Origin of the sequence: Bradyrhizobium sp. Cp5.3 (assembly GCF_000426265.1) — a bacterium.
GTDB lineage: Bacteria > Pseudomonadota > Alphaproteobacteria > Rhizobiales > Xanthobacteraceae > Bradyrhizobium > Bradyrhizobium neotropicale.
Genome location: NZ_KE384515.1, coordinates 243234 through 266241 on the forward strand (window position 1 = coordinate 243234; position 23008 = coordinate 266241).

Consider the following 23008-nt stretch of genomic DNA (forward strand, 5'->3'; position numbering starts at 1 on the left):
AGCGGGGGAGGGGCCATTTTTCGTGGCAACTGTAATCCTCTACGGCCGCAAGTAGAGATATCCCTGCGACTGCAGCTCGGCGAGACGAACCACGCCGCCCTTCGCTGCGCTGACGAAGCCGGGTAGCAGATCTTTCAGCGTGACGTTCTGCGCCTTCATCGTGTTGCCGCAGGCGGCGAGCTCGACGCCGTTCTTGGAGAAATCGCCGATCCGCTTGCTGATATCAGGATTGGCCTGCGCCGCGTGAAACGCCTTCAGCGCCGGCCCGTGGATCACCAGCGATCGTCACATGCTCCGGACCGCCGACGCCGTCGATGTGGTTCTGGATGTTGCCGAGCACGAAGTTGACCTTCTCGGCGTCGCTTAAGTGATAAACCACCTTGAGCTTGTCGCTCGTAGTCGCCTCCGTTGCAGCCTTCGCGCCTCGGGCAGCGAATATCGCGCCAAGAGCTGAGACTGTGCTCCACAAAATGCTGCGCCGGTTCATGACCGTCTCCCTCGACTGCGCGCGTCTGTTCGCTTGCTCCGGCTTATCGTGCGCCTGACATGGCCGGACGGATATCACTTGTGGCGGAGCGCGGCGAGTTCCTTGCGATCGGTCACGAGCGAAGCGCATTCGCTGGTGTCGGCGCGGTCGAGTCGGAAAATCTTGTCGTCGGCGCCGGCGACCAGCGATTGCTCAGCCTCATCATCCGGCTTGTTGTTCTGCCAGACCCGGATCTGCACGAGCCGGACGATGGCCGATTTGTCGTCCTTCGACAGAGCCACCTCGATCCCGCCCCCTTCGCAATCGACGCCGCAGCCGAGCCGGACTTCACCGTCGTGGTTCTGAAGCAGCACGTGGCTGCCGCACGAGCCGCTGGAGTCGAAATCACCGGGGCGGTGCCGGTATTTGAAGCCGAACCGGAACGAATTATGGAGCTGCTTGTCCTCGTTGTCGGACTCCGCCGAAATCAGGAGCTTCATGGCGGCGACCTTCTGCTTCGGATGCCGCGCAAGGTGCTCGGCATCGTAGCGACGGACGAAGCAGGCATAGGCCTTGTCGCCAGGGGCCCCCGCATAGATCCGCGCATTGAAGGCGTCGGTCTCGGCCTTGGTGGCTTCCCGCACTTTGTCGGCGTCGTCGGCGTGAGCAGCGCCGGTCAGCGTAGCCAGGGTGAGGGTAGCAAACAGAGAGAGCTTCATGACGGCCTCGCGGGCGTGACAACCTTACAGCAGGACGGAGCTGTTGGCCGTTAGACGCGGGCCAGGTGCGGCGCGTTCAACGCTCGCAGGCCCTCTGGCATGTCGTCGCCGGGCGGCGTGATCTGGCTGGTTCCACCCAGCGCCTTAGTCGCCGACAGGGACAAGAAAGTTCAATCGGTGGAGAGCTTTCGCCCTGGGGAACTTGATGTCCAAGGTTCCTTCAACTTTGTCCCGGTTCGTCAATGTGATAGCCTTCACAGACGATTGCTTTTCGGAAGCGTAAGCTCGCGCCGCCTTTGCAAGTTTGTGGAGTCCCCCCTCAATGGGCGAAATTCGCAACTTCAAATCCGGAAATCAGGGTGGGCCGCCCCCGCACGGCGCGATGCCTCGTCGTCTCGCTGCGATCATTGTCGGCGACATCGCGTCCTACAGCCGCCTGATGCAGGCCGATGAGGAGGGCACGCATGTCCGCGTCAAGCGGATCGAGCGGGATCTCATCGAGCCCAGCATCGTCGAGCACCATGGAACGCTGGTGAAGACGACGGGCGACGGCTTCATCGCCATTTTCGACAGTCCCGTCGAGGCTGTCAGATGCAGCATCGTCATCCAGCAGAACCTGATCGGCCGCAACGCCTCGCTTCCGAAGCATTCGCGGATCGAATACCGGATCGGCGTCAATCTCGGTGACGTCATCGTGGAGCCGGACGATGTTTACGGCGACGGCGTCAACATCGCCACGCGCCTCGAAGGCATCGCCGAGCCCGGTCAGGTCTACATCTCCGGCGCGATCTACGAGCAGATCAAGCACAAGGTGGTATGCGGCTATGAATCGCTCGGGGACCGCAAGGTCAAGAACATCACCGATCCCGTGCGCGTCTATCGCGTGCTGCCCGACGCAGATGCGGTCGGCAGGACGCGAAGCCGGCGCGAGAACGCCCTGATCTTTTTCCTGGGCATCACGCTGCTGATCATCGCCGCCGGCGTGCTCTGGTATCTGCTGGCGCAGCCGTCCGGCAAGGTGGGCGAGCAGGCTGCCGCGCCGACCGCGTCTCCGGCCGCCACGCCGAGCCCTTCGCCGGCCGCGCCTCCGAGCCCGCAGCCCCCGTCGCGCGAAGCGGCAACGCAGACGCCGCAACCGTCTCCCTCATTGGCGTCGGCACCTCCGTCGCCCGCACCGTCGCCCGGCCAACCGGCGGCGCCATCGGTTCGCGAACCCCAGATGATCGCCATTCGCGGCGGCAGCTTCGCGATGGGAAGCAATGACGATCCGACCGAACGTCCCGTTCACCAGGTCACGATCAAGCCGTTCTCGATCGGCAAATATCCGGTGACGGTGCAGGAGTGGAACGAATGTGCCGTTGCCAAGGCGTGCTCTTTCACCGCCACCGGCAAGGACGATGCGCCGGTCGCCAATGTGAGCTGGACCGACGCGCAGCAATATGCCGCCTGGCTCGCGCAGGCGACGAACAAGTCGTATCGGCTTCCGAGCGAAGCCGAATGGGAATATGCGGCGCGCGGCGGCACGCAGACCAAATATTGGTGGGGCGACAAGCTCCAGCTCGGCATGGCCGGATGCAAGGATTGCGGTGACCTTGCGGCCGAGCAGCCGGCGAAGGTCGGCAGCTTCAAGCCCAATCCGTTCGGGCTCTACGACATGGGCGGCGGCGTCGATCAGTGGGTCGGGGATTGCTGGCACAGGACCTATCAGGCGGCGCCCGGCGACGGCTCGGCATGGACCGGCGGCGACTGCTCATCGCACGTCTTGCGCTCGGGCTCCTGGAAGAACGATTCGAGATATGTGCGTCCATCCAACCGCGATGGCTACGATACCAATGTTCGTTATCCAACGCATGGATTCCGTGTCGCGCTCAGTCCTTAGGTGCTGGAGTAGGTTTCATGAAAATCATTCACTGCGTCGCGCTGGCGACGGCGCTCGCATTGCTCCCGGGCGCAGCCTATTCGCAGGGCAAGACCGCTCCCAAGGACGCAAAGCTCTATTTCATCACCCCGCGTGACGGACAGAAGGTTCGCGGCGGGTTCTGGGTCCGGTTCGGCCTGCGCAACATGGGCGTGACGCATGCCGGCGACGACTATCAGAACGCCGGTCATCATCACCTGTTGGTCGACGCCAACGACCCCATCGATCCCAAGGAGCCGATCCCGCAGGACAAGTCGCATCTGCACTTCGGGGCAGGGCAGACCGAGACCATGCTCGATCTCCCGCCCGGGACGCACACGCTGCAGCTGGTGCTGGGCGATGCCAAGCACTATCCGTTCGACCCGCCCGTCATGTCGGACAAGATCACCGTGCGCGTCAGGCCGCTGGCTTCAGCGCGGAGCAAATGATCACCGCAGGCTGGCGTTGATCTTGTCCAGCACCGCCGAGCCCGGGCAGAGCGTGTCCGCTTCCAGCGTGTTGAGTGGCGTCTCGACCGTGTTGAGATGCTCGTGCAGGTCTTCCGCCTCGGGATCGACATAGAGCAGGCCGGTGACGATCTGCCCCTTGGCGGCGTGCTTCTGCAGGAACGTCTGGGCACCGAGCCGGTCGTGCGGATCGTAGTCTGCATCGATCTTGCGCAGCGCGATCCTGCTGCCGTCATGCTGCTCGACCAACTGCAGCGTGCCCGGCGCGTAGTCGACGGCGATCGGATCGCGGCCGACCAGCACGTCGAGCCGGTTCACGGCGTCATTGTGCTCGCGGACATAGTCGAAGCTCTTGGTCGAACCGGCGTGGTTGTTGAAGGCGATGCAAGGGCTGATGACGTCGATGAAGGACGCGCCCTTGTGGCGGATCGCGGCGGCGATCAGCGGCACGAGTTGGGTCTTGTCACCGGAGAAGCTGCGCGCCACGAAGGTGGCCCCCAATTGCAGGGCGATCGCGACGAGGTCGATGGCGTTGTCGGTGTTGGTGACGCCCTTCTTGCTCTTCGAGCCGCGGTCGGCGGTTGCCGAGAACTGGCCCTTGGTCAGGCCGTAGACGCCGTTGTTCTCGACGATATAGGTCATGTTGACGCCGCGCCGGATCGAATGCGCGAACTGGCCGAAGCCGATGGAGGCGGAGTCGCCGTCGCCGGAAACGCCGAGATAGATCAGGTCGCGGTTGGCGAGGTTGGCGCCGGTCAAAACCGACGGCATGCGGCCGTGCACGGAGTTGAACCCGTGCGAATTGCCGAGGAAGTAATCCGGCGTCTTCGACGAGCAGCCGATGCCGGAGATCTTCGCCACCCGGTGCGGCTCGATCGACAGTTCGTAGCAGGCCTCGATGATTGAGGCGGTGATCGAGTCATGGCCGCAGCCGGCGCACAGCGTCGAGATCTTGCCCTCGTAGTCGCGGTGCGTGTAGCCGAGCTCGTTCTTCTTCAGGCCCGGATGATGAAATTTCGGCTTTGCAATGTAGGTCATGATACGGCCTTGCGGAGCGGGGTCACCTTGAGCTGATCCTGGTGGTCGCCAATGGCTTTTGCGATGAAACGGGCGGTAATCGGCGAGCCGTCGTAATGCACGATCGGCACGAGCCGCACCGGGTCGATGCCGTTCTCGTTGACGATGAGCTGACGGAGCTGGCTGTCGCGGTTCTGCTCGACCACATAGACGAAGTCATGCTCGGCGAGGAAGCTCGCCACGCTCGAGTGGAACGGGAAGGCGCGGATGCGCAGGCGATCGAGTTGATGGCCGCGCGCTTCCAGGAGCCCGATCGCCTCGTCCATCGCCGGCGAGGTCGAGCCGAAATAGATCACGCCGTATTTGGTCGGCCGTTCCGCATTGGCCTGCAGCGGGCGCGGCACGAGGTCCTGTGCGGTCTCGAACTTGCGCACCAGGCGTTGCATGTTGTCGGCGTAGACCGGGCCTTCCTCGGAGTAGCGCGCATAGCGGTCGCGCGAGGTGCCGCGGGTGAAGTAGGAGCCCTTGGTCGGATGCGTGCCGGGATAGGTGCGGTAGGGGATGCCGTCGCCGTCGACGTCGAGATAGCGGCCGAAGTCGCGGCCTTCCTCCAGCATCTCCGCGGTCATGATCTTGCCGCGGTCATATTGCCGCGAATCGTCCCACTTCAGCGGACGGCAGAGGCGATGGTTCATGCCGATGTCGAGGTCGAGCATCAGGAAGATCGTGGTCTGAAGCCGCTCGGCGAGATCGAACGCGGCCGCCGCGAACTCGAACGCTTCCGCCGGATCTTCCGGGAACAGCAGCACATGCTTGGTGTCGCCATGCGAGGCGTAGGCGCAGGCGATGATGTCGCATTGCTGGGTGCGCGTCGGCATGCCGGTCGAGGGGCCGGCGCGCTGGATGTTCATGATCACGGCCGGGATCTCGGCGAAGTAGGACAGGCCGATGAACTCCGTCATCAGCGAGATGCCGGGGCCGGAGGTCGCGGTGAAGGCGCGGGCGCCGTTCCAGGAGGCGCCGATCACGATGCCGATCGAGGCGAGCTCGTCTTCGCCCTGCACGATCGCGTATTTCGCCTTGCCGGTCTCGGGATCGTGCCGGTACTTCTTGCAGTGGCTGGTGAAGGCCTCCGCCACCGACGAGGACGGCGTGATCGGATACCAGGCGCACACGGTGGCGCCGCCGTAGACGGCGCCGAGCGCGGCGGCGCTATTGCCCTCGATGAAGATGCGGTCGCCGACCTTGTCGGACTTCTTCACACGCAGCCCGATCGGGCATTTCAGGTTCTGCAGCGCCCAGTCGCGGCCGAGGTGCAGCGCGTGGACGTTGGAGGAGAGCAGCTTCTCCTTGCCCTTGTACTGCTCGCCGATCAGCTGCTCGATCACCTTCGGGTCCATGTCGAGCAGCGCCGCGAGCGCGCCGAGATAGATGATGTTCTTGAACAGCTGGCGCTGGCGCGGATCGGTATAGGTCGAGTTGGTGATCGCGGTCAGGGGCACGCCGATCACAGTGATGTCGTCGCGGAATTTGGTCGACGGCATCGGCTTGGTGGAATCGTAGAACAGATAGCCGCCCGGCTCGATGCCGGCGACGTCCTTGTCCCAGGTCTGCGGGTTCATTGCCACCATCATGTCGACGCCGCCGCGGGCCCCGAGATGGCCGGCTTCGGTCACCCGCACCTCGTACCAGGTCGGCAGGCCCTGGATGTTTGAGGGGAAGATGTTGCGCGGGGACACCGGTACGCCGTGGCGCAGGATCGCGCGGGCGAACAGTTCGTTGGCGCTCGCCGACCCCGAGCCGTTGACATTGGCGAAGCGGACGACGAAGTCGTTTACGCTGCTGATCGGCTTTTTGTCGGACATGATGATCCTGCGTGGGTCATTTCGATGAAATATTTCTGCATGTCCCAGGCGCCGGTGGGACAACGCTCGGCGCACAGCCCGCAATGCAGGCAGACGTCCTCGTCCTTGACCATGACACGGCCGGTCTTGAGGTCGGAGGAGACGTAGAGGTCCTGGTCCGCATGCGGCGCGGGCGCCTTCAGACGCTGGCGCAAATCGCTTTCCTCGCCGTTCGCCGTGAAGGTGATGCAGTCCATCGGGCAGATGTCGGCGCAGGCATCGCACTCGATGCAGAGCGCGGTCGAGAACACGGTCTGCACGTCGCAGTTAAGGCAGCGATGCGCCTCGCCGAGCGCGAGCTTGACGTCGTAGCCGAGCTCGACCTCGGCGCGGATGTCCTTCAGGGCGACGATCTTGTCGCGATGCGGCACCTTGAAGCGCTTGTCGATGGAGATGTCGTTGTCATAGCTCCATTCGTGGATGCCCATCTTCTGCGAGGACACCTGCACGTCCGGCAGCGGGCGCTCGGTGATGTCCTCGCCCGAGAGCATCCGGTGGATCGACAGCGCGGCGTCGTGGCCGTGCGCCACCGCCCAGATGATGTTCTTCGGGCCGAAGGCGGCGTCGCCGCCGAAGAACACTTTTGGATTGGTCGAAACGAAAGTCTTCTGATCGACCGTGGGCATGTGCCACTTGTCGAACTCGATGCCGCAGTCCTGCTCGATCCAGGGGAAGGCGTTCTCCTGGCCGACCGCGACCAGCACGTCGTCGCATTCGATGGTCTGGTCGGGCTCACCCGACGGGACGAGACTGCGGCGGCCCTTGGCGTCGTATTCCGCCTTCACCTTCTGGAAGGTGACGCCGGTGAGCTTGCCGTTGTCGTGGATGAAGGCGACGGGAACGAGGAAGTTGAGGATCGGGATGTCCTCGTGGAGCGCATCTTCCTTCTCCCAGGGCGAGGCCTTCATCTCCTCGAAGCCGGAGCGGACGATCACCTTGACGCTCTCGCCGCCGAGTCTGCGCGCGGTGCGACAGCAGTCCATCGCGGTGTTGCCGCCGCCGAGCACGATCACGCGCTTGCCGATCTTGTCAGTATGGCCGAACGAGACGGAGGACAGCCAGTCGATACCGATGTGGATGTTCGCCGCTGCTTCCTTGCGGCCGGGAATGTCGAGCTCGCGGCCGCGCGGCGCGCCCGAGCCGACGAAGATCGCATCATATTTCTCCGCGAGCAGGGCCTTCATGCTCTCGATGCGATGACCGCCCTTGAATTCGACGCCGAGGCCCAGGATGTAGCCGGTCTCCTCGTCGATGACGGAATTCGGCAGGCGGAACTTGGGGATCTGCGTGCGCATCATGCCGCCGGCTTCGGGGTCGGCATCGAACACGGTGCAGTGGTAGCCGAGCGGCGCCAGATCGCGCGCCACCGTCAGCGAGGCCGGACCGCCGCCGACCAGCGCGATGCGCTTGCCGTTCTTCGCGGCGGGATGCGGCAGGCGCTGCTTGATGTCGTCCTTGAAATCGGCGGCGACGCGCTTGAGGCGGCAGATCGCCACCGGCGTCTCCTCGACGCGTCCGCGGCGGCACGCCGGCTCGCATGGACGATCGCAAGTGCGTCCCAGGATACCGGGGAACACGTTCGATTTCCAATTGATCATGTAGGCGTCGCTGTAGCGGCCTTGTGCGATCAGTCGGATGTATTCGGGAACTGGGGTGTGCGCAGGACAGGCCCACTGGCAATCGACTACCTTGTGAAAGTAGTCGGGGGCCGCGATATCGGTCGGTTTCATTCCTACCCTGTCCGCACAGGCTCAGAGACCCGGCGGCCTTCTTGAGCTTGGCGAACGCTTAATGCGCGTCGATCTGGTTTTTAAATTGGATCATACGGTTAGCTTATTAGAACCATTCCGAAGCACAACGGCAAATTTCCGCGATCTCCAGCTTTCATAGGAGATACGCGCGGACAGCATTAACGGCCGCGCGCGAATGCGGCGGTGCAGCATGTCGCGATGCGTGTGACGGCATCAGCCGTGCGAGATATCGCTCTTGGCGAGGTCCCACATCAGGCGGTAGGTGCCGACGGAGACGGGAAGCGGTAAGGGCGACGCAGCAGGTCCGGTGAAGCGCTCGGCGATGATGGTCGAGACAGCGCTGACCTGCGTGCCGTCGATCAGCACGAACCAGTCGCGCGCGCCTTCGTTGCGCGTGGCCGGAATCTCCGCTGTCGCGCCGGAAAGCTTCGGCTCGCTTTCGAGCAGATGCATGGAGATGATGCCGTCGTACTTCTCCGGCGCCAATTTCTTCCGCAGTGCATCACGCCATTCGCCGGCGTTGTCGGGCACTGGGCGCAGCCGCACCACGCCGAGCGCCGATCCGCGTCCCGCACCGTTGCTGATCGTGATGCGCGCCACCACGCGCAGCATGTTCTTGAAACGCGCCATGCTTTGGCGCGACCAGTCGGTTGGGTTGGCGAGCCGCGCCCGATAGGCCGGGCTGTCCAGCACGTCGAGCGTCGCGGTTGAATAGAGGCAGAGATATTTGGGATGGGCGGCGTGCGCGACATAGCGCCGCGCTTCCAGAAAACCCTCGATCGCAACGCGCTCTTCCAGATGTTCGCGATCGTACCAGCGGTTGAAATCGGCTTCATCTGCTGCGTCGATATCCATCGACGTCAGCAGCATGCCTTTCCCGGCGAGCGGCATTTTCTTGTTGTCCTTCCCATGCGAACCATGACCCTCATGGTGAGGAGCCGCAAAGCGGCGTCTCGAACCATGAAGGCCCCGCTGCTGCATCCCGGCCTTCATCCTTCGAGACGCGCGCAAGCGCGCTCCTCAGGATGAGGGGATAGTTCTTATCGTGCGGCTTTCGACGCGAGGTCGGCGATCGACTTCATGACCGCGTCCCTCACGCCGGCATCATAGAGCGAATGGCCAGCTTCTTCCACGATGCGAATCTCGGAACCCGGCCAGACTTTCGCGAGCGCCTGCGATGTCTCAGGCGGGCACAGCAAATCGTAGCGGCCCTGGATGATGATGCCGGGAATGCCGGCGAGCCTGCCGGCGTTCCGCAACAACTGGTCCTCGGTCATGAAGCTGTCGTTGACGAAGTAATGCGCTTCCATGAACGGCGTCGCGGGCAGCGTACGCCAGACGTTCAGCGAGGCGAGGTCGAGCCGCGTCTTTGCGGGCTTGTGTTCCGACAAAATGCGCTCGGTGTCGTGCCAGGCCCGCGCGGCGGGGCCATGCACGGCCGGGTCGGTATCGAGGATGCGGCGCCAATAGGCATCCACCGGCCGCGCGCGCTCCTCCGGAGGCAGCACGCTCAGAAAATCCTGGTGGAGCGCGGGATAGAATTGCGACAGGCGGGTCGTGAAGCCGGTCTCGACCTCGGCCCGCGTGCCCAGAAAGGTCGCGCGCAGCGCGATGCCACAGACGCGCTCGGGATGCGCCTCGGCATAAGCCAGCGCCAGCGTCGCGCCCCAGGAGCCGCCGACCACCATCCAGCGCGCAAAGCCGAACTTCTCGCGGATCTTCTCCATGTCCGCGATCAGATGCGCCGTCGTGTTGTCGGCGCGCGATCCCTTGGGACGGCTGCGGCCGCAGCCGCGCTGGTCGAACAGCACGGCGCAGAATCGCTCGGGATCAAAGAGCCGGCGATGATCGGGCTGGCAACCGCTGCCGGGGCCGCCATGGAGATAGACGGCGGGAATGCCGTCGGCGCGGCCGACGCTTTCGACGTAGAGCTCGTGGCCGTCGCCGACGTCGAGCATCTCGGAGGTCAGCGGCGCGAAGGGATCGGCGCGCTTGACCGAACTGACCGCGTCGGCGTCAGGCGCCATTCTCGCCGTTCTCCGAAGTCTCTGCTTCCAACGTGCCTCCGGCGAAGTTGCGGTAGAGGAAGCGGTTGGTCTCGCCCTCGGCCTCGCGCTCGGCCTGCTTGAAGATGGTCTCGTGCAGCGGCGACAATGCGCAGGCGGGATCGGTGTTGGCGGCATCGCCGGTCAGCGCGAAGGCCTGGCAGCGGCAGCCGCCGAAATCGATCTCGCGGAACTCACACGTCTTGCAAGGCTCCTTCATCCAGCCGGTGCCGCGATAGCGGTTGAAGGCGTCGGAGTTCTGCCAGATCCAGGCGATCGAATGGTTGGAGCGCACGGATTCGAAGTCGAGCCCGGTGATGCTCTCGGCGGCGTGGCAGGGCAGCACCTTTCCGGCCGGCGAGATGTTGAAGAACTGCCGGCCCCAGCCGCCCATGCACTTCTTCGGCCGCAGCGCGTAATAGTCCGGCACAACATAGTCGATTGCGAGCGTGCCCTTGAGCCGCTCGCGCGCCTCCTCGACGATGCGCGTGGTCTCATCGAGCTGCGCCACCGTCGGCATCAGCGCGGCGCGGTTCTTCAGCGCCCAGCCGTAATACTGCACATTTGCGACCTCGAGCCGGTCGGCGTCGAGATCGACCGCCATCTGGATGATGTCGGGGAGCTGGTGCAGGTTCTGGCGATGCATCACCGCATTCACGGTGAGCGGCAGGTCGAGCTCGCGCGTCCACTTCGCGACCTCGAGCTTCTTGTAATGCGCGCCCTTGTAGCCGGCGACGCGATCGGAGAGACCATCTTCCGTGCCCTGGAAGCTGATCTGCACGTGGCAGAGCCCGGCATCAGCGAGCTCGCTCAGCCTGCCGCGCGTCAGCAGTACGGCCGAGGTGATCAGGTTGGTGTAGAGGCCGACGTCGCTCGCATGCTTGACGAGTTCGACGAGGTCCTTCCGCGCCGTCGGCTCGCCGCCGGAAAAGTGGACCTGGAGCACGCCGATCTCGGCGAGCTCGCTCAACACCTTCTTCCATTCCTCGGTGGTCAGCTCCTTGCCGGCGCGATCGAGCTCGACCGGGTTGGAGCAGTAGGGGCATTGCAGCGGGCAGCGATGCGTGATTTCGAGCAGCACGGCGAGCGGAATGCCGAACGTCTCCGCCGTCGAGCGCTGCTTCTCCAGCACCGCGAGACTGTCGCTGGCGTCGGGCGGGATGATGGGGTTGCCGAGCACATCGCTCATGGTGTCTTCTCCCGGACTTCGGTGAGAAAGCCCTTGTCGGCGAGATCCTGCAGCATGGCGATGACGTCGGTGAGGATCGCATCGCGCGGCGCGGCATATTTCGCGGCCAACTGATCGGCGACGTCGCCGACGTTGCGCTCGCCATTGCAGAGCTGCAAAACCTCGACCGCGATCTCGTCCGGCGCCAGCACCCGTTCCGGTGCCAGGATCACCCAGACCTGTCGCGTCTCGTCATATTTCAGCTTGGCATGCCGCGGCAGCACGGGCCGGCTCGTTTCGCTGACGCTGATATGACGCGGCCCGGCCATCGCTCGTTCCTCTTAGCTCGCTTTGGGCACGAATGCGCCCGGCGGAGTGTGGCCCTCGACATAGGCGTGGTAGAGCGCATCGAGCTGCACCCACAGCACGTTGGTCTTGAAGATCAGCGCGTTGCAGACCGATGCGCGCTGCTCGGGCGTCTTCGCATGCGCCTTGACATAGTCGAGCGCGAAGCCGGCATCGCGCGGCGCCTGCGTCAGGCGACGCTTGAAGTAGCTCATGATGTCCGGATTGACGAAGTCGTAATGCTCCAGCATGCCGGAAATGCGCTCTTCGTGCAGATTTGGCGCGAACAGCTCGGTGAGCGAGGAGGCGATCGCCTCCAGCGGGCTTTTTTCGCGGCAGTAGTGGACATAGGCTTCCACCGCGAAGCGGGTCGCTGGCAAGATGCCTTCGGTCGATTCCACATAGGCGGTGTCGAGGCCGAGGCCCTCGGTCAGCTTGAGCCAGCGCTCGATGCCGCCTTCAGAGCCGACGTCGCCGTCATGGTCCTCGATGCGATGGCGCCATTCCACCCGCGTGGCGCGGTCGCGGAAGCGCGAGATCACCACCGCGTCCTTGATCGGGATCGTGCTCTGGTAATAGTAGCGGTTGAGCGCCCAGGCCTGCACCTGGCCCTTGTTCAGCTTGCCGCCGTGCAAGAGCTTATGGAACGGATGCAGGCTGTGATAACGCGTCGCGCCGATATGGCGCAGCGTCGCCTCGAGTTCCTCGGCCGAGTTGAGCGTCAAATCCTTGCCGATCGAGAGGGCGGTCATTCCTGTCAGTGACGCGGCATTCACAGCACGATCTCCGTTCCGTCAGCGGGTATCTGCCAGCCCGCCTGCTCAGTGGCTTTGCGCTCGATTGAGCCGGGCAGCAGCGCCGGATTCGAGTTATTGATATGCAGAAATATCTTCCTGTCGATATTGAGATCAGCGAGCCGCGCGATCGCACCATCGCCGCCGGACATCGCGACGTGTCCCATGCTCTTGCCGGTCTTGTGGCCGAGGCCGCACCTGATCATCTCGTCATCCTGCCAGACCGTGCCGTCGAAGAACACCAGCGCGGCGCCATCGATCTCGGCCTTGAGCGCATCGGTCACCTCGGCGCAGGCGGCGAGGAAATAAAAACTCTTGCCGGTCGACTTGTCCGTGATCTTCAGTCCCAGCGTATCGCCGTCGCCGGTCTCGCCGCCCGGATGCGCCTTGCCTTCCAGATACCAGGCCGACTTGCCGGGCACCGCGAAGGGGAGCACCTCGATACCCGAACGCGCGCCATCCGGCAGTCGCGGCTCGAACGGCTCGCGGATGCCGATCGGCTGGCGCCCCACGTTCTTCTCGTTCACCACGTTGAAGATGCTGTTGGCTTTGAGGATCGCCAGCACCTTCTCATGGGCGTAGATCGTGAAGGGCGAGCCCTCGCGCATCGAGAGCAGGCCCGCGACCGCGTCGACCTCGCCGTTGGTCAGGATTACGCCGGCGATCGGGGTGTGGCGCAATGCGCCCGCCTTGGGATGCAACTGCGGCGTGGCGTTCAATTGCTGTCTGAGGTCGGGCGACGCGTTGATCAGGAACCAGTGCGCGCCATCGCCGCTGAAGGCGACCGATGCCTGGGTTCGTTGCAGCTCATGGCCGCTCGCACGGGCCGCCCGGCAGCCCTCGCATCCGCAATTCCATTGCGGGACTCCGCCGCCCGCTGCGGCGCCCAGGACGACGACGCGAAGCATGATCCGTCTCCTGGAGGTAACGTCGCGTGGTGGATCTCAGGCCGACACAAATTCTGTCTTCCGGAAACGCATCGTGACCGAAAGATCCACCTCGCTGAACGCGAACTCGCCAGCCCTTACTTGCGGGTGGCGCTCACATACATGTTGATTTCCATACCGCAGGGCACTTCAACGATCTTCGGGGCTTTCCAGGCCATTTTTGGCTCTCCAATTGCGCGAATTTGGACGTATCGTCCCAGAGACTAAATTAGTGCGGGCGGAGAAGTTCGCCAGTTAAATCTTACGGGACCTAGGTAGTAGACGAGGAATTGCTGCGTTGCGAAAACGACCGCGGAACGCCGCTTCAGGCGAGGCTGCCTTGCGGAAGGCGCATTCGGTCGCGAACCCTGTCCTGATAAAGCAGTTGTGAGTGCACTGCAGCTTTCAATCCGCTACAGCCGACCCAAGTGGACTTCCGTGATGCCCAAATACTTCTTCAACACCCGCATCGGCGACGAATTGATCGTGGATCCTGACGGCGAGGACCTGCGCAACCCCGATCGCGCCTGGGAGGTCGCCCGTCAGATGATCCTGGAAGTGGTGAAATCGGAAGGCGCCCAGCCGGCCCTCCTCGAGGCCGTCATCGAGGTCACCGACGTCGATGGCGAGATCGTGCTGGAGTTTCCCTTCACCGAAGCGCTCCTGGACATGCCGGATCGCACCGCGACCCGGCATTAGGGCTTCTCTCCCCGCCGTTATTTCCTCGGACAGACTCTGGATTGCTTCGCTTCGCTCGCAATGACGGAAAATGTGGCAATCCGCCCCACTTTCGCCCCTGCGAAATCCGCATGGCTTTGCCGCGTTGCCGGCGCTAAAACACGCCGGTCAAACGGAGCACGTCATGCAAGACCTCTGGCGCCTGTCGGCCGCCGACCTCGCCACCCTCGTCAAATCCCGGAAGGTTTCGGCCAGGGAGGCTGCGCAGGCGGGGCTGGCCCGGCTCGATGCCGTCAATCCCAGGCTCAATGCCGTGGTCGACCACAGGCCCGACGACGTGCTCAAGCAGGCCGATGTCATTGATGCCGCGATCGCCCGCGGCGAGGACCCGGGCGTGCTCGCCGGCGTACCCGTGACCATCAAGGCCAATGTCGACCAGGTCGGCTTTGCCACCACCAACGGCCTCAAGCTGCAGCGCGACCTGATCGCGCGCGAGGACAATCCGGTGGTCGCCAATTTCCGCAAAGCGGGCGCCATCCTGCTTGGCCGCACCAATTGCCCGGCCTTCTCCTATCGCTGGTTCACCACCAACCTCGTCCATGGCGACACCAAGAATCCCCGTGATGCCTCGCTGACGCCGGGCGGCTCCTCGGGCGGCGCCGGCTCGGCGGTCGCGGCCGGCATCGGCCATATCGCCCATGGCACCGACATCGCCGGCTCGATCCGCTATCCCGCCTATGCCTGCGGCGTGCACGGCCTGCGCCCGACCATGGGCCGCATTCCCGCCTTCAACCCGGCGCTGCCGGAGCGCCCGATCGGTCCGCAGATCACCGCGGTGTCGGGCCCCCTGGCGCGCACCGTCAACGACTTGCGGATTTCGCTCGCCGCGATGTCGGCGCGCGACATCCGCGATCCCTGGTGGGTGCCGGCGCCGCTGGAAGGCGCGGCGCGGCCGAAGCGCGCCGCGCTCTGCCTCAACCCGGACGGGCTTGCGACCACGCCGGAGGTGAAGGCAGCCGTGAGCGATGCCGGCAAGCGGCTGGAGCGTGCGGGCTGGAGCGTCGATGTGATCGAGAACACGCCACCGATGCGCGAGGCGGTCGAGTGGCAGACAAAGCTGTGGCTCGGCGACGGCTACGAGGCACAGCTTGAAATGGCCGAGCGCGAGGGCGACCCCGGTGCGCTTGCGTGCCTGCGCGGCAACCGCGCCAAGGTCACGCCGTTCGACCAGGCGGCCTACGCGAAGGCGCTGACCCGCCGCGCCACGCTGACCCGGGATTGGATGTTGTTCCTCGAACAATATGCGGTGGTGCTGACGCCGGTCTCCGGCGAACTGCCATTCCCGGACCATCTCGACCGCAAGGATGACGAGTCCTTCAAGCGCGTCTGGGAGGCGCAGTTGCCGCAGATCGCCATTCCGTTCATGGGACTGCCGGGCCTCGTGGTCTCGACCGGTCTCGTCGGCAAAGCGCCCGTCGGCGTGCAAGTCGTGTCCGGGCGCTACCGCGAGGACTTGTGCCTGCTTGCGGGCGAGGCGATCGAGGCAGGCGGCGTGCCGCCGTCGCCCATCGACCCCGTGAGCTAGCGATGTCTGCGATCTACGAATTCAAGGCCAACTCGCTCGCCGGCGAGGAAGTGCTGATGCGGCGCTTCGAAGGACAGGTGCTGTTGATCGTCAACACCGCGAGCAAATGCGGCTTCACACCGCAATATCGCGGCCTCGAGGATCTCTACCGCGACTTCTCTCCGCGCGGCTTCTCGGTGCTCGGCTTTCCCTGCAATCAGTTCGGCGGGCAGGAGCCGGGGCAGGCGGGCGAGATCCAGGCGTTCTGTTCGACGAACTACGACGTCACCTTCCCGCTGTTCGCGAAGATCGACGTCAACGGCGCCAATGCGCATCCTCTGTATGAGTACCTGAAACACCAGCAATCCGGCCTGCTGGGTGCCTCCATCAAATGGAATTTCACGAAGTTCCTGGTGGACCGCGCCGGCAAGGTGATCGCGCGCTATGCGCCGACCGCACGGCCCGAAGGACTGCGGAATCAAATCGAAACACTGTTGTGAGCGAGACAATCATGAGCGACGAATTTCCGGACCGCCTGTCGGTCGATCCGAACAGCCCCTATTACAACGCGGATATCCTGTCGCGCGACGTCGGCATCCGCTTCAAGGGCATCGAGAAGACCAATGTTGAGGAATACTGCATCAGCGAAGGCTGGGTCCGCGTCGCCGCGGGCAACGCCAAGGACCGCTACGGCAACCCTCTGACCATCAAGGTGCATGGGCCTGTGGAGCCGTATTTCAGGGATAAGAAGTAAGCGCGGCGCACACTCTCTCCACGCGTCATTGCGAGCGGAGCGCAGCAATCCAGAATCTTTCCGCGGTGACAGCCTGGATTGCTTCGCTGCGCTCGCAATGACGGTGGGGCACGAGAGGGATGCCCCCTACGACAGCCGCATGTCCAGCAGCCTTCGTCCTTCGCCCTTGAGCAGCTTCTTCACCGCGCCGGAGGCCACGACCTCGCCGTCATTGGCGTAGGCCTCGTGGTTCTTCTCGATGTCGTCGAGGCGGTAGAGATAGTTGACCATGACGCCGGCGGACTCGCGCACGCCCTTGGACGAGAGGTCACCGAGCCAGTTGATGCGCTCGAGCCGCGCGCCGTTGCCGAGATGGAAGCGGGCGACCGAGTCGATCAGCCGGCCCTTCGACGTGCGCGCCTTCAGGAAGTAGTGGGCCGCAAGCGGCTCCAGCACGGCGCGGAGCTGCGCGGTCACGTCTGCATTCTCGAACCATTTCGGCTCGTCGAGTTGCTTCAGCAACTCGCGATCATCGTCCGATAGCGGCAGGTCCTTGTCCTGCTTCACCCACTGCATGAAGCCCGGCACCGGCGACAGCGTCACGAAACTGTCGAGCCGCGGCAATTCGCGGCGCAATTCCTCGACCACCTGCTTGATCAGGAAGCTGCCGAAGGAGATGCCGCCGAGGCCGCGCTGGGTGTTGGAGATCGAATAGAACACGGCGGTGCGCGCCCGCTCGATTGGCAGATGCTGGCGGTCGACGGCTAGCAGCGGCGCGATCGCGCCGGGAATGGCTTCGGTCAGCGCCACCTCGACGAAGATCAGGGGCTCGTCGACCATCGCAGGATGGAAGAACGCGTAACAGCGGCGATCGACCGGATCGATGCGGCGGCGCAGATCGTCCCAGTCGCTGATCTCGTGCACGGCTTCATAGCGGATGATCTTTTCGAGGATGTTGGCCGGGGTCGACCAGTCGATCCTGCGCAGCACGAGAAACCCCCTGTTGAACCACGAAGAGAGGAGATGGACGACGTCGCGGTCGAGCGCGGCGAGATCGGCGTGGCCGTTCATCATGCCGAGCAGGTCGGCGCGCATGTTGACGAGATCGCCGGTGCCGCCGGGCGTGCGGTTGAGGCGGCGGATCAATTCCTGCCGGCGCGGCTCCGAGGCGAAATGCACGGAGCTCGCGTCCTCGTCGCCGGATTTGGCGCGCCATTTTTCGATCGCCTTGGTCAAACGCTCGCGGTCCGGGCCGAAGTCGCGCACCAGCGCCTCGAAAAAGGCGCGGCGTCCTGTCGCATCCAGATCCTGGTAGAGGTCGAGCACCTCGCGCGCCATGGCGGTCCCGGAGGCTTCGCCCCGTCCCGACAGCAGCGCTTCGCAGAGCTCGACGAGACCGTCGGCGTCATGCTTGGTGTTGGAGGAATCGCCCCGGCGAAGCAGCGTGCGGCCGCGCTCGGAGATCGTGGCGAGCAGGTCGGAGAAATAGGCGTTGGCCATCTGGGCTTTTCGAATCCGGTTTGTGCGCTGCAGAAGCTTACACGGGATTTAGGCGGAAGCCGATCACAATCAAGCGCAGGAGTTGGGCATCTTAAGCTATGTCATGCGTTCCAAGAAAGTCGTCATGAAAGCTGCCATGCCCGGCGTCTCTGACGTCTGAACCACTCAGTGTCATTCCGGGGCGCCGCGAAGCGGCGAGCCCGGAATCCATAACCACGGCTGGTGGCTATGGATTCCGGGCTCCCTCGCTGCGCTCGGGCCCGGAATGACGGAGTGAACTGTTAGAGTCACAACACTAGCTCTTTCCCGCAAACTCCGTCGGCGTCCGTCCGGTCACCTGACGGAAGGCGGCGGAGAAGGCGGGTACGCTGGCATAGCCGAGCTGAGCGGCGAGCTGCTTGACCGAGACGCCGGCATCGGTCGAGAGCCGCTGGATCGCGGCGGCGATCCGGGCGCGCTGACACCAGCTCTTGAAGCTCAGTTGCGTCTCCGTGGAGAACAATCGCGACAGTGTCCGCGCGGAAGTTCCCACTTCGCGCGCCAGCGTGTCGATGTCGTGCAGGCCGGTGGGATCGTCGAGCACGATCATCGCGGCGCGCCGGCAGCGTGGCTCGTGCGGCAGCGGCACGAAGGTCGCGGAATCCTCGGCCTGGTGCAGTTCCAGCATCACCAGGCGGACCAGGAGCTCGGTGCGCTCTGACGTATTGCGGGAATCAAACAGTGCCAGGATCGCCTGGTGCAGCAGCGGCGACACCCGCACCACGAACTCCTTGGTCAGGCCCTCGTCGCATTGCTCGCGCTTCAGCCAGGGCAGGTCGAAATAGAGCGTGCGCATCTCGATGTCGGCGAGCACGTCGATGGCGTGCTCAAGCCCGGCCGGGACCCATACCGCGCGGTCCGGTGGCACCAGCCAGCGCCCCTTGGGCGTCGTCACCTGCATCGTTCCCTTGGCGGCGTAGACGAGCTGCGCCTCTCGATGCTTGTGCGGGTCGAGCCGCAAGCCCCTGGGATAGTCGCGCGCGACCAGGTGGACGCCCGCGGTCGAGCGGTGGTTGCCGCGGACTTCCTTGATTGGCGTTTCGACGACAGTCATTGGCAGCATCCCGTCATGGCCCCGACATATAACCGATTTCGGAGCAGGAGAGGACTCGTCTATGAACAGCCCCGGCCGGGTGATCGGCTTCGTCAACGGAGCCCATTTCATCGACCATTATTCAATGCTGATCTTTGCCGCCGCCGTGATCATCATGGGGCCGGCGCTCGGCATGGCCTATTCGGAGCTCCTCCCTTACGCGACGCCCGGCTTCGTCGCCTTCGGCGCGGGATCGCTGCTCACCGGCTGGCTCGGGGACCGCTGGAGCCGCCGCCACATGATGCTGATCTTCTTCATCGGCATCGGCGCCTCCATGATCTCGGTCGGTTTCGTGCAGACGCCGACGCAGCTCGGCGCGGCGCTGCTCGCGATCGGCATCTTCGCCTCGATCTACCATCCCGTCGGCACCGCGATGATCGTGTCCTACGCCGACAAGCTCGGCCGCGAGATGGGGCTGAACGGCGTCTGGGGCAATCTCGGCGTCGCGTCCTCGGCGCTGGTCACCGGCGTGATCGGCCAATATCTCGGCTGGCGCTACGCCTTCATCGTCCCGGGCGTGGTCACCGTGCTGATCGGCATCGCCTTCGCGATGACCGTCGTGCACGAGGATCGCAAGGGCAGCAAGCAGGCGGCAGCCCAGGCGCGGGTGGCGAAGCAGGACATGTGGCGCGTGGTCTTGTCGCTATTGATTGTCGTGATTGCGATCTCGACGACGTTCAACGCCGTCACGGTCGCGCTGCCAAAGCTGTTCGCGGAGCGGCTCGCCGATCTCACCAGGAGCCCGGCGCTGCTCGGCGTCATCGCGGCCGGCGTCTACGTGTTCGGCGCGATGACGCAGTACACGATCGGCCGGCTGCTCGACCATTACTCGCTGAAAACGGTGGCGCTGCCGCTGTCCTTCATGCTGGCGCCGTTCCTGTATCTGGCGGCGAGCCTGTCCAACCTGCCGCTGATCGTGGTCTCGATCGGCATCGTCATGGGCGCATTCGGGCAGGTCACCGTCAACGACGCGATGGTCGGCAAGTACACCACGGAGGAGTGGCGCTCACGCGCCTATGCGGTGCGCTACTTCGTCGGCTTCACCGCGGCCGGTGCCTCCGTCGGCCTCGTCGCCTGGCTCTACGAGCAGGGCGGTTTCGTCACCATGCTGCAAGCCTTTGCCGGTCTCTGCCTGCTGGCGATCGCGGCGGCGATCATCCTGCCCCGCGAGATCAGAACGCCGCAGCCGGCGTAACGCCGCGGAAGGATACTGGGTCGCTTCGCTCCTTTCGTCATTCCGGGGCGCGCCGACAGGCGCGAGCCCGGCATCCATCGGGCCGCAGAGACCGTGGGCAAATGGATTCCGGGCTCGTCGCTGCGCGACGCCCCGGAATGACGGAGGCGCGCGCTCACAATGACAGGGGATGTGGCGGCGCGTCGCTCATGCCGGCCCATGATGCAATAGTGCTGGTGTTTTGCCCGACATGTCAAACGCGTTCTTGGCGCGCCTTTGGGGTCGCCGCCGGCGGCGTCGTTCTACTTTGCATGGGGTTGTTTTCGCGTTTTTTGGTGATGCGCCGTACCCCTGGCGCGGAGGCGGGAACTCCCTTCGCCTCCAGCGGGTTCTATCCCCAGTCGCTACCGGCACGTTGCCGAGGCGAATGAAGGGGAACGACACCTGCATGCAGTGGAGTCTGCTCCGACCGGTCGGCCTCGTCCCCGCGGCGCTTGCCCTTACGACCATCGCGGCCAGCGCCGAGGGCGGCAGATCCACAGGTCCGTCTGAATTCCTCCTGGTGGCGCAGATCGTGCTCCTGATTGCCGTGGGCCGCGGTCTCGGTGAGCTCATGCAGCGCATCGGCCAGCCCTCGGTGATCGGCGAACTGCTCGCCGGCATCCTGCTCGGGCCGTCGCTGTTCGGCTGGATCTGGCCGGAGGCGCAACAGGCGATCTTCCCGAAGACGCCCGAGCAGAAGGCGATGATCGACGGCGTGGCCCAGTTCGGCATCCTGCTCCTGTTGCTGCTGACCGGCATGGAGACCGATCTCAAGCTGGTCAGGAAGATCGGCAGGGCGGCGATCGCGATCTCGATCGCCGGCATCGTCGTTCCCTTCGCCTGCGGCTTCGTGCTCGGCGAGTTCCTGCCCGATGCGCTTCTGCCCAATCCGCAGCAGAGGTTGGTGGCCTCGCTGTTCATGGGCACGGCGCTGTCGATTTCGTCGGTGAAGATCGTCGCGGTAGTCGTTCGCGAGATGAACTTCATGCGGCGCAATGTCGGGCAGATCATCGTCGCCACCGCCGTGATCGACGACACCATCGGCTGGATCATCATCGCCGTCATCTTCAGCCTGGCCTCGCAAGGCACGCTGGACGTGGTCTCGGTCGCCAAGGCCGTGCTGGGCACGCTGGCCTTCCTCGTCGTCAGCTTCACCATCGGCCGCCGCCTGGTGTTTCATCTCATCCGCTGGGCCAACGACACCCTGGTCAGCACCGCGCCCGTCATCACCGTGATCCTGCTGCTGATGGGCACCATGGCGCTGATCACGCATCTGATCGGCGTGCACACCGTGCTCGGCGCCTTCGTCGCCGGCATCCTGGTCGGCGAATCCCCGATCCTGACCCGGCAGATCGACGAGCGCCTGCGCGGGCTGATCTCGAGCTTCTTCATGCCGGTGTTCTTCGGCCTTGCCGGGCTCAACGCCGATCTCTCGGTGCTGCGTGATCCCGATCTCCTGATGCTCACCGGCCTGTTGGTTCTGATCGCCAGCGTCGGCAAGTTCGGCGGCGCCTTCGTCGGCGGCACCGTGGGCGGCCTGAACTACCGGGAGTCGCTGGCGCTCGCGAGCGGCATGAACGCGCGCGGCTCGACCGAGGTGATCATCGCCACCATCGGTCTTTCCATCGGCGTGCTCAGCCAGAACCTGTTCACGATGATCGTGACGATGGCGATCGTGACGACGATGGCGATGCCGCCGATGCTGCGCGCGGCGCTCGCCGAACTGCCGATGAGCAGGGACGAGAAGGAGCGGCTGGAGCGCGAGGAGTTCGAGAGGCGCGGTTTCGTCGCCAATCTCGAGCGGCCCTTATTGGCAGTGGACGACAGCGTCAACGCCACCTTTGCCGCCCACGTCGCGGGCCTGATTGCCGGCATGCGCGGCCTGCCGATCACCGTGCTGCATATCGGCCGGCGCGCGAACGAGCAGGAGAAGGGGCGGGACCAGGAGGAGAGCCACGAAACCGTGGTGAAGAAGGCGGCTGAAGCGGTGTCGGACCATGGCAAGGCAGATGCCGGCAGCGTCGATGTCATCACCCGTACCGGACGGGCGGAGCTGGGCGAGACGATCGCCGATGAAGCGCGCAAGGGTTTCGATCTCCTGGTCGTCGGCGTCGACAAGGTCATCGCGACCAAGGATCGTTTCGATCGGAGGATCGAGGATATCGCCGCGGAATTCGAAGGGCCGCTTGCGATCGTCGCGGCGAAGGGCAAGCACCTCAAGCAGCCGATGCCCGATACGCTCAACATCCTCGTGCCGGTCTCGGGCAGCGGCGTCTCCAAGCGCGGCGCCGAGGTCGCGGTCGCGCTGGCGCAGGCCGGATCAGGCTCGCTCCGCGTAATCTATGTGGCGACGACACGGGACAAGGGCGCGCAGCGCGGCACGTCGCGCGGCCTGAGCCGGGAGGCGGGCATCCTCAAGGACACCAGCGACCTCGCCGCCCGCTACGAGGTCGAGATCACAACGACCTTGCCCGTCAACCGGGCACCTGAAGCTGCGATCCTGCGCGAGATCGAAACCACGGATGTCGATCTCGTGGTCATGGGCGTCGACCGGATCCAGGCCGATCACCTCTCCTTCGGCGGCGTCGCCAACGCCGTGCTCAGACAATCGAAGGCCTCGGTTCTCCTGGTGTCGAGCGGCGAAGCTCGCCCGGCGTCAGCGGAGAAGGCCTGAACTCGGTTCACC

The 23008-nt window shown here is 64.6% G+C and carries 21 protein-coding genes and 1 pseudogene; 8 read left to right on the plus strand and 14 right to left on the minus strand.

Annotated features, from left to right (window positions below):
- Nucleotides 1–39: 39 nt before the first annotated feature.
- A pseudogene (locus tag K289_RS47455) lies at nt 40–487 on the minus strand (DsrE family protein).
- Nucleotides 488–561: 74 nt separating this feature from the next.
- Nucleotides 562–1185 carry a hypothetical protein gene (locus K289_RS0142055; protein ID WP_027556762.1) on the minus strand — a complete coding sequence of 208 codons (624 nt, stop codon included), beginning with the start codon at nt 1183–1185 and terminating at the stop codon, nt 562–564.
- 322 nt (nt 1186–1507) lie between these two features.
- Here K289_RS0142055 and K289_RS0142060 point away from each other — a divergent pair, with 322 nt between their 5' ends.
- Both K289_RS0142060 and K289_RS0142065 read left to right on the plus strand, forming a co-directional pair.
- On the plus strand, nt 1508–3064 hold the full coding sequence (locus K289_RS0142060) for an SUMF1/EgtB/PvdO family nonheme iron enzyme (protein ID WP_027556763.1): 1557 nt from the start codon (nt 1508–1510) through the stop codon (nt 3062–3064).
- Nucleotides 3065–3081: 17 nt separating this feature from the next.
- Nucleotides 3082–3531, plus strand: coding sequence for a DUF4399 domain-containing protein (locus K289_RS0142065; RefSeq protein ID WP_027556764.1), 450 nt, complete (start codon nt 3082–3084; stop codon nt 3529–3531).
- On the opposite strand, the gene K289_RS0142070 is transcribed toward K289_RS0142065, so the two are convergent.
- The 10 genes from K289_RS0142070 to pqqA all read right to left on the minus strand — a co-directional run bounded on the left by K289_RS0142070 (nt 3532) and on the right by pqqA (nt 13678).
- The gene (locus tag K289_RS0142070; RefSeq protein WP_027556765.1) at nt 3532–4587 is read right to left on the minus strand and encodes a 2-oxoacid:ferredoxin oxidoreductase subunit beta; all 1056 of its coding nucleotides are present in this window, start codon (nt 4585–4587) and stop codon (nt 3532–3534) included.
- Nucleotides 4584–6431, minus strand: a complete 1848-nt coding sequence (locus K289_RS0142075; RefSeq protein ID WP_027556766.1) for a 2-oxoacid:acceptor oxidoreductase subunit alpha — start codon at nt 6429–6431, stop codon at nt 4584–4586. Before K289_RS0142075 ends, K289_RS0142070 begins: the two co-directional genes overlap by 4 nt.
- Entirely contained in the window at nt 6401–8200 is a 1800-nt protein-coding gene (locus K289_RS0142080; protein WP_027556767.1) for an FAD-dependent oxidoreductase, read from the minus strand. The genes K289_RS0142075 and K289_RS0142080 overlap by 31 nt, the downstream gene beginning before the upstream one ends.
- A gap of 234 nt (nt 8201–8434) precedes the next feature.
- Nucleotides 8435–9112 carry a DUF4286 family protein gene (locus K289_RS0142085; RefSeq protein WP_027556768.1) on the minus strand — a complete coding sequence of 226 codons (678 nt, stop codon included), beginning with the start codon at nt 9110–9112 and terminating at the stop codon, nt 8435–8437.
- Between the two features lie 149 nt (nt 9113–9261).
- The gene (gene pip, locus K289_RS0142090; protein ID WP_027556769.1) at nt 9262–10248 is read right to left on the minus strand and encodes a prolyl aminopeptidase; all 987 of its coding nucleotides are present in this window, start codon (nt 10246–10248) and stop codon (nt 9262–9264) included.
- The gene (gene pqqE, locus K289_RS0142095) at nt 10238–11455 is read right to left on the minus strand and encodes a pyrroloquinoline quinone biosynthesis protein PqqE (RefSeq protein WP_027556770.1); all 1218 of its coding nucleotides are present in this window, start codon (nt 11453–11455) and stop codon (nt 10238–10240) included. Before pqqE ends, pip begins: the two co-directional genes overlap by 11 nt.
- Nucleotides 11452–11763: a pyrroloquinoline quinone biosynthesis peptide chaperone PqqD gene (gene pqqD, locus K289_RS0142100; RefSeq protein WP_027556771.1), complete on the minus strand. Its 312-nt coding sequence runs from the start codon at nt 11761–11763 to the stop codon at nt 11452–11454. Before pqqD ends, pqqE begins: the two co-directional genes overlap by 4 nt.
- A gap of 12 nt (nt 11764–11775) precedes the next feature.
- Nucleotides 11776–12555, minus strand: a complete 780-nt coding sequence (gene pqqC, locus K289_RS0142105; protein WP_027556772.1) for a pyrroloquinoline-quinone synthase PqqC — start codon at nt 12553–12555, stop codon at nt 11776–11778.
- On the minus strand, nt 12552–13481 hold the full coding sequence (gene pqqB, locus K289_RS0142110; protein WP_027556773.1) for a pyrroloquinoline quinone biosynthesis protein PqqB: 930 nt from the start codon (nt 13479–13481) through the stop codon (nt 12552–12554). Before pqqB ends, pqqC begins: the two co-directional genes overlap by 4 nt.
- Nucleotides 13482–13597: 116 nt before the next feature.
- Complete coding sequence (gene pqqA, locus K289_RS47460; protein WP_007595659.1) at nt 13598–13678, minus strand: pyrroloquinoline quinone precursor peptide PqqA; 81 nt, start codon at nt 13676–13678, stop codon at nt 13598–13600.
- Between the two features lie 262 nt (nt 13679–13940).
- Between pqqA and K289_RS0142120 the strand changes: the two genes are divergently transcribed.
- The 4 genes from K289_RS0142120 to K289_RS0142135 all read left to right on the plus strand — a co-directional run bounded on the left by K289_RS0142120 (nt 13941) and on the right by K289_RS0142135 (nt 16495).
- Nucleotides 13941–14198, plus strand: a complete 258-nt coding sequence (locus tag K289_RS0142120; protein ID WP_027556774.1) for a hypothetical protein — start codon at nt 13941–13943, stop codon at nt 14196–14198.
- 163 nt (nt 14199–14361) lie between these two features.
- Nucleotides 14362–15762 carry an amidase family protein gene (locus K289_RS0142125; RefSeq protein ID WP_027556775.1) on the plus strand — a complete coding sequence of 467 codons (1401 nt, stop codon included), beginning with the start codon at nt 14362–14364 and terminating at the stop codon, nt 15760–15762.
- Nucleotides 15763–15764: 2 nt separating this feature from the next.
- A complete protein-coding gene (locus tag K289_RS0142130; protein WP_027556776.1) occupies nt 15765–16241 on the plus strand; it encodes a glutathione peroxidase in 477 nt (158 codons plus the stop codon).
- Between the two features lie 11 nt (nt 16242–16252).
- Nucleotides 16253–16495, plus strand: coding sequence for a DUF3297 family protein (locus tag K289_RS0142135; protein WP_035688291.1), 243 nt, complete (start codon nt 16253–16255; stop codon nt 16493–16495).
- Between the two features lie 126 nt (nt 16496–16621).
- Here K289_RS0142135 and K289_RS0142140 read toward each other — a convergent pair whose 3' ends face one another.
- Nucleotides 16622–17974 (minus strand): malonyl-CoA decarboxylase, encoded by a 1353-nt coding sequence (locus tag K289_RS0142140; protein WP_027556777.1) that lies wholly within the window; start codon nt 17972–17974, stop codon nt 16622–16624.
- Between the two features lie 295 nt (nt 17975–18269).
- A complete protein-coding gene (locus K289_RS0142145) occupies nt 18270–19067 on the minus strand; it encodes a helix-turn-helix transcriptional regulator (protein WP_035688293.1) in 798 nt (265 codons plus the stop codon).
- Nucleotides 19068–19128: 61 nt separating this feature from the next.
- Here K289_RS0142145 and K289_RS0142150 point away from each other — a divergent pair, with 61 nt between their 5' ends.
- Both K289_RS0142150 and K289_RS0142155 read left to right on the plus strand, forming a co-directional pair.
- The gene (locus K289_RS0142150; protein ID WP_027556779.1) at nt 19129–20301 is read left to right on the plus strand and encodes an MFS transporter; all 1173 of its coding nucleotides are present in this window, start codon (nt 19129–19131) and stop codon (nt 20299–20301) included.
- A 427-nt stretch (nt 20302–20728) separates the two neighbouring features.
- Nucleotides 20729–22996, plus strand: coding sequence for a cation:proton antiporter (locus K289_RS0142155; RefSeq protein ID WP_027556780.1), 2268 nt, complete (start codon nt 20729–20731; stop codon nt 22994–22996).
- Nucleotides 22997–23008 lie beyond the last annotated feature (12 nt).

Excerpts from the sequence above, each read along its gene's own strand:
- K289_RS0142075 (WP_027556766.1), bottom strand. The coding sequence starts at position 6,431 with ATGTCCGACAAAAAGCCGATCAGCAGCGTAAACGACTTCGTCGTCCGC.
- K289_RS0142130 (WP_027556776.1), top strand. The coding sequence starts at position 15,765 with ATGTCTGCGATCTACGAATTCAAGGCCAACTCGCTCGCCGGCGAGGAA.
- K289_RS0142080 (WP_027556767.1), bottom strand. The coding sequence starts at position 8,200 with ATGAAACCGACCGATATCGCGGCCCCCGACTACTTTCACAAGGTAGTC.
- K289_RS0142125 (WP_027556775.1), top strand. The coding sequence starts at position 14,362 with ATGCAAGACCTCTGGCGCCTGTCGGCCGCCGACCTCGCCACCCTCGTC.
- K289_RS0142085 (WP_027556768.1), bottom strand. The coding sequence starts at position 9,112 with ATGCCGCTCGCCGGGAAAGGCATGCTGCTGACGTCGATGGATATCGAC.
- K289_RS0142155 (WP_027556780.1), top strand. The coding sequence starts at position 20,729 with ATGCAGTGGAGTCTGCTCCGACCGGTCGGCCTCGTCCCCGCGGCGCTT.
- pqqB (WP_027556773.1), bottom strand. The coding sequence starts at position 13,481 with ATGCTTCGCGTCGTCGTCCTGGGCGCCGCAGCGGGCGGCGGAGTCCCG.
- pqqD (WP_027556771.1), bottom strand. The coding sequence starts at position 11,763 with ATGGCCGGGCCGCGTCATATCAGCGTCAGCGAAACGAGCCGGCCCGTG.
- K289_RS0142060 (WP_027556763.1), top strand. The coding sequence starts at position 1,508 with ATGGGCGAAATTCGCAACTTCAAATCCGGAAATCAGGGTGGGCCGCCC.
- K289_RS0142055 (WP_027556762.1), bottom strand. The coding sequence starts at position 1,185 with ATGAAGCTCTCTCTGTTTGCTACCCTCACCCTGGCTACGCTGACCGGC.
- K289_RS0142070 (WP_027556765.1), bottom strand. The coding sequence starts at position 4,587 with ATGACCTACATTGCAAAGCCGAAATTTCATCATCCGGGCCTGAAGAAG.
- pqqA (WP_007595659.1), bottom strand. The coding sequence starts at position 13,678 with ATGGCCTGGAAAGCCCCGAAGATCGTTGAAGTGCCCTGCGGTATGGAA.
- K289_RS0142120 (WP_027556774.1), top strand. The coding sequence starts at position 13,941 with ATGCCCAAATACTTCTTCAACACCCGCATCGGCGACGAATTGATCGTG.
- K289_RS0142135 (WP_035688291.1), top strand. The coding sequence starts at position 16,253 with ATGAGCGACGAATTTCCGGACCGCCTGTCGGTCGATCCGAACAGCCCC.
- K289_RS0142150 (WP_027556779.1), top strand. The coding sequence starts at position 19,129 with ATGAACAGCCCCGGCCGGGTGATCGGCTTCGTCAACGGAGCCCATTTC.
- K289_RS0142065 (WP_027556764.1), top strand. The coding sequence starts at position 3,082 with ATGAAAATCATTCACTGCGTCGCGCTGGCGACGGCGCTCGCATTGCTC.
- pqqE (WP_027556770.1), bottom strand. The coding sequence starts at position 11,455 with ATGAGCGATGTGCTCGGCAACCCCATCATCCCGCCCGACGCCAGCGAC.
- K289_RS0142145 (WP_035688293.1), bottom strand. The coding sequence starts at position 19,067 with ATGACTGTCGTCGAAACGCCAATCAAGGAAGTCCGCGGCAACCACCGC.
- pip (WP_027556769.1), bottom strand. The coding sequence starts at position 10,248 with ATGGCGCCTGACGCCGACGCGGTCAGTTCGGTCAAGCGCGCCGATCCC.
- K289_RS0142140 (WP_027556777.1), bottom strand. The coding sequence starts at position 17,974 with ATGGCCAACGCCTATTTCTCCGACCTGCTCGCCACGATCTCCGAGCGC.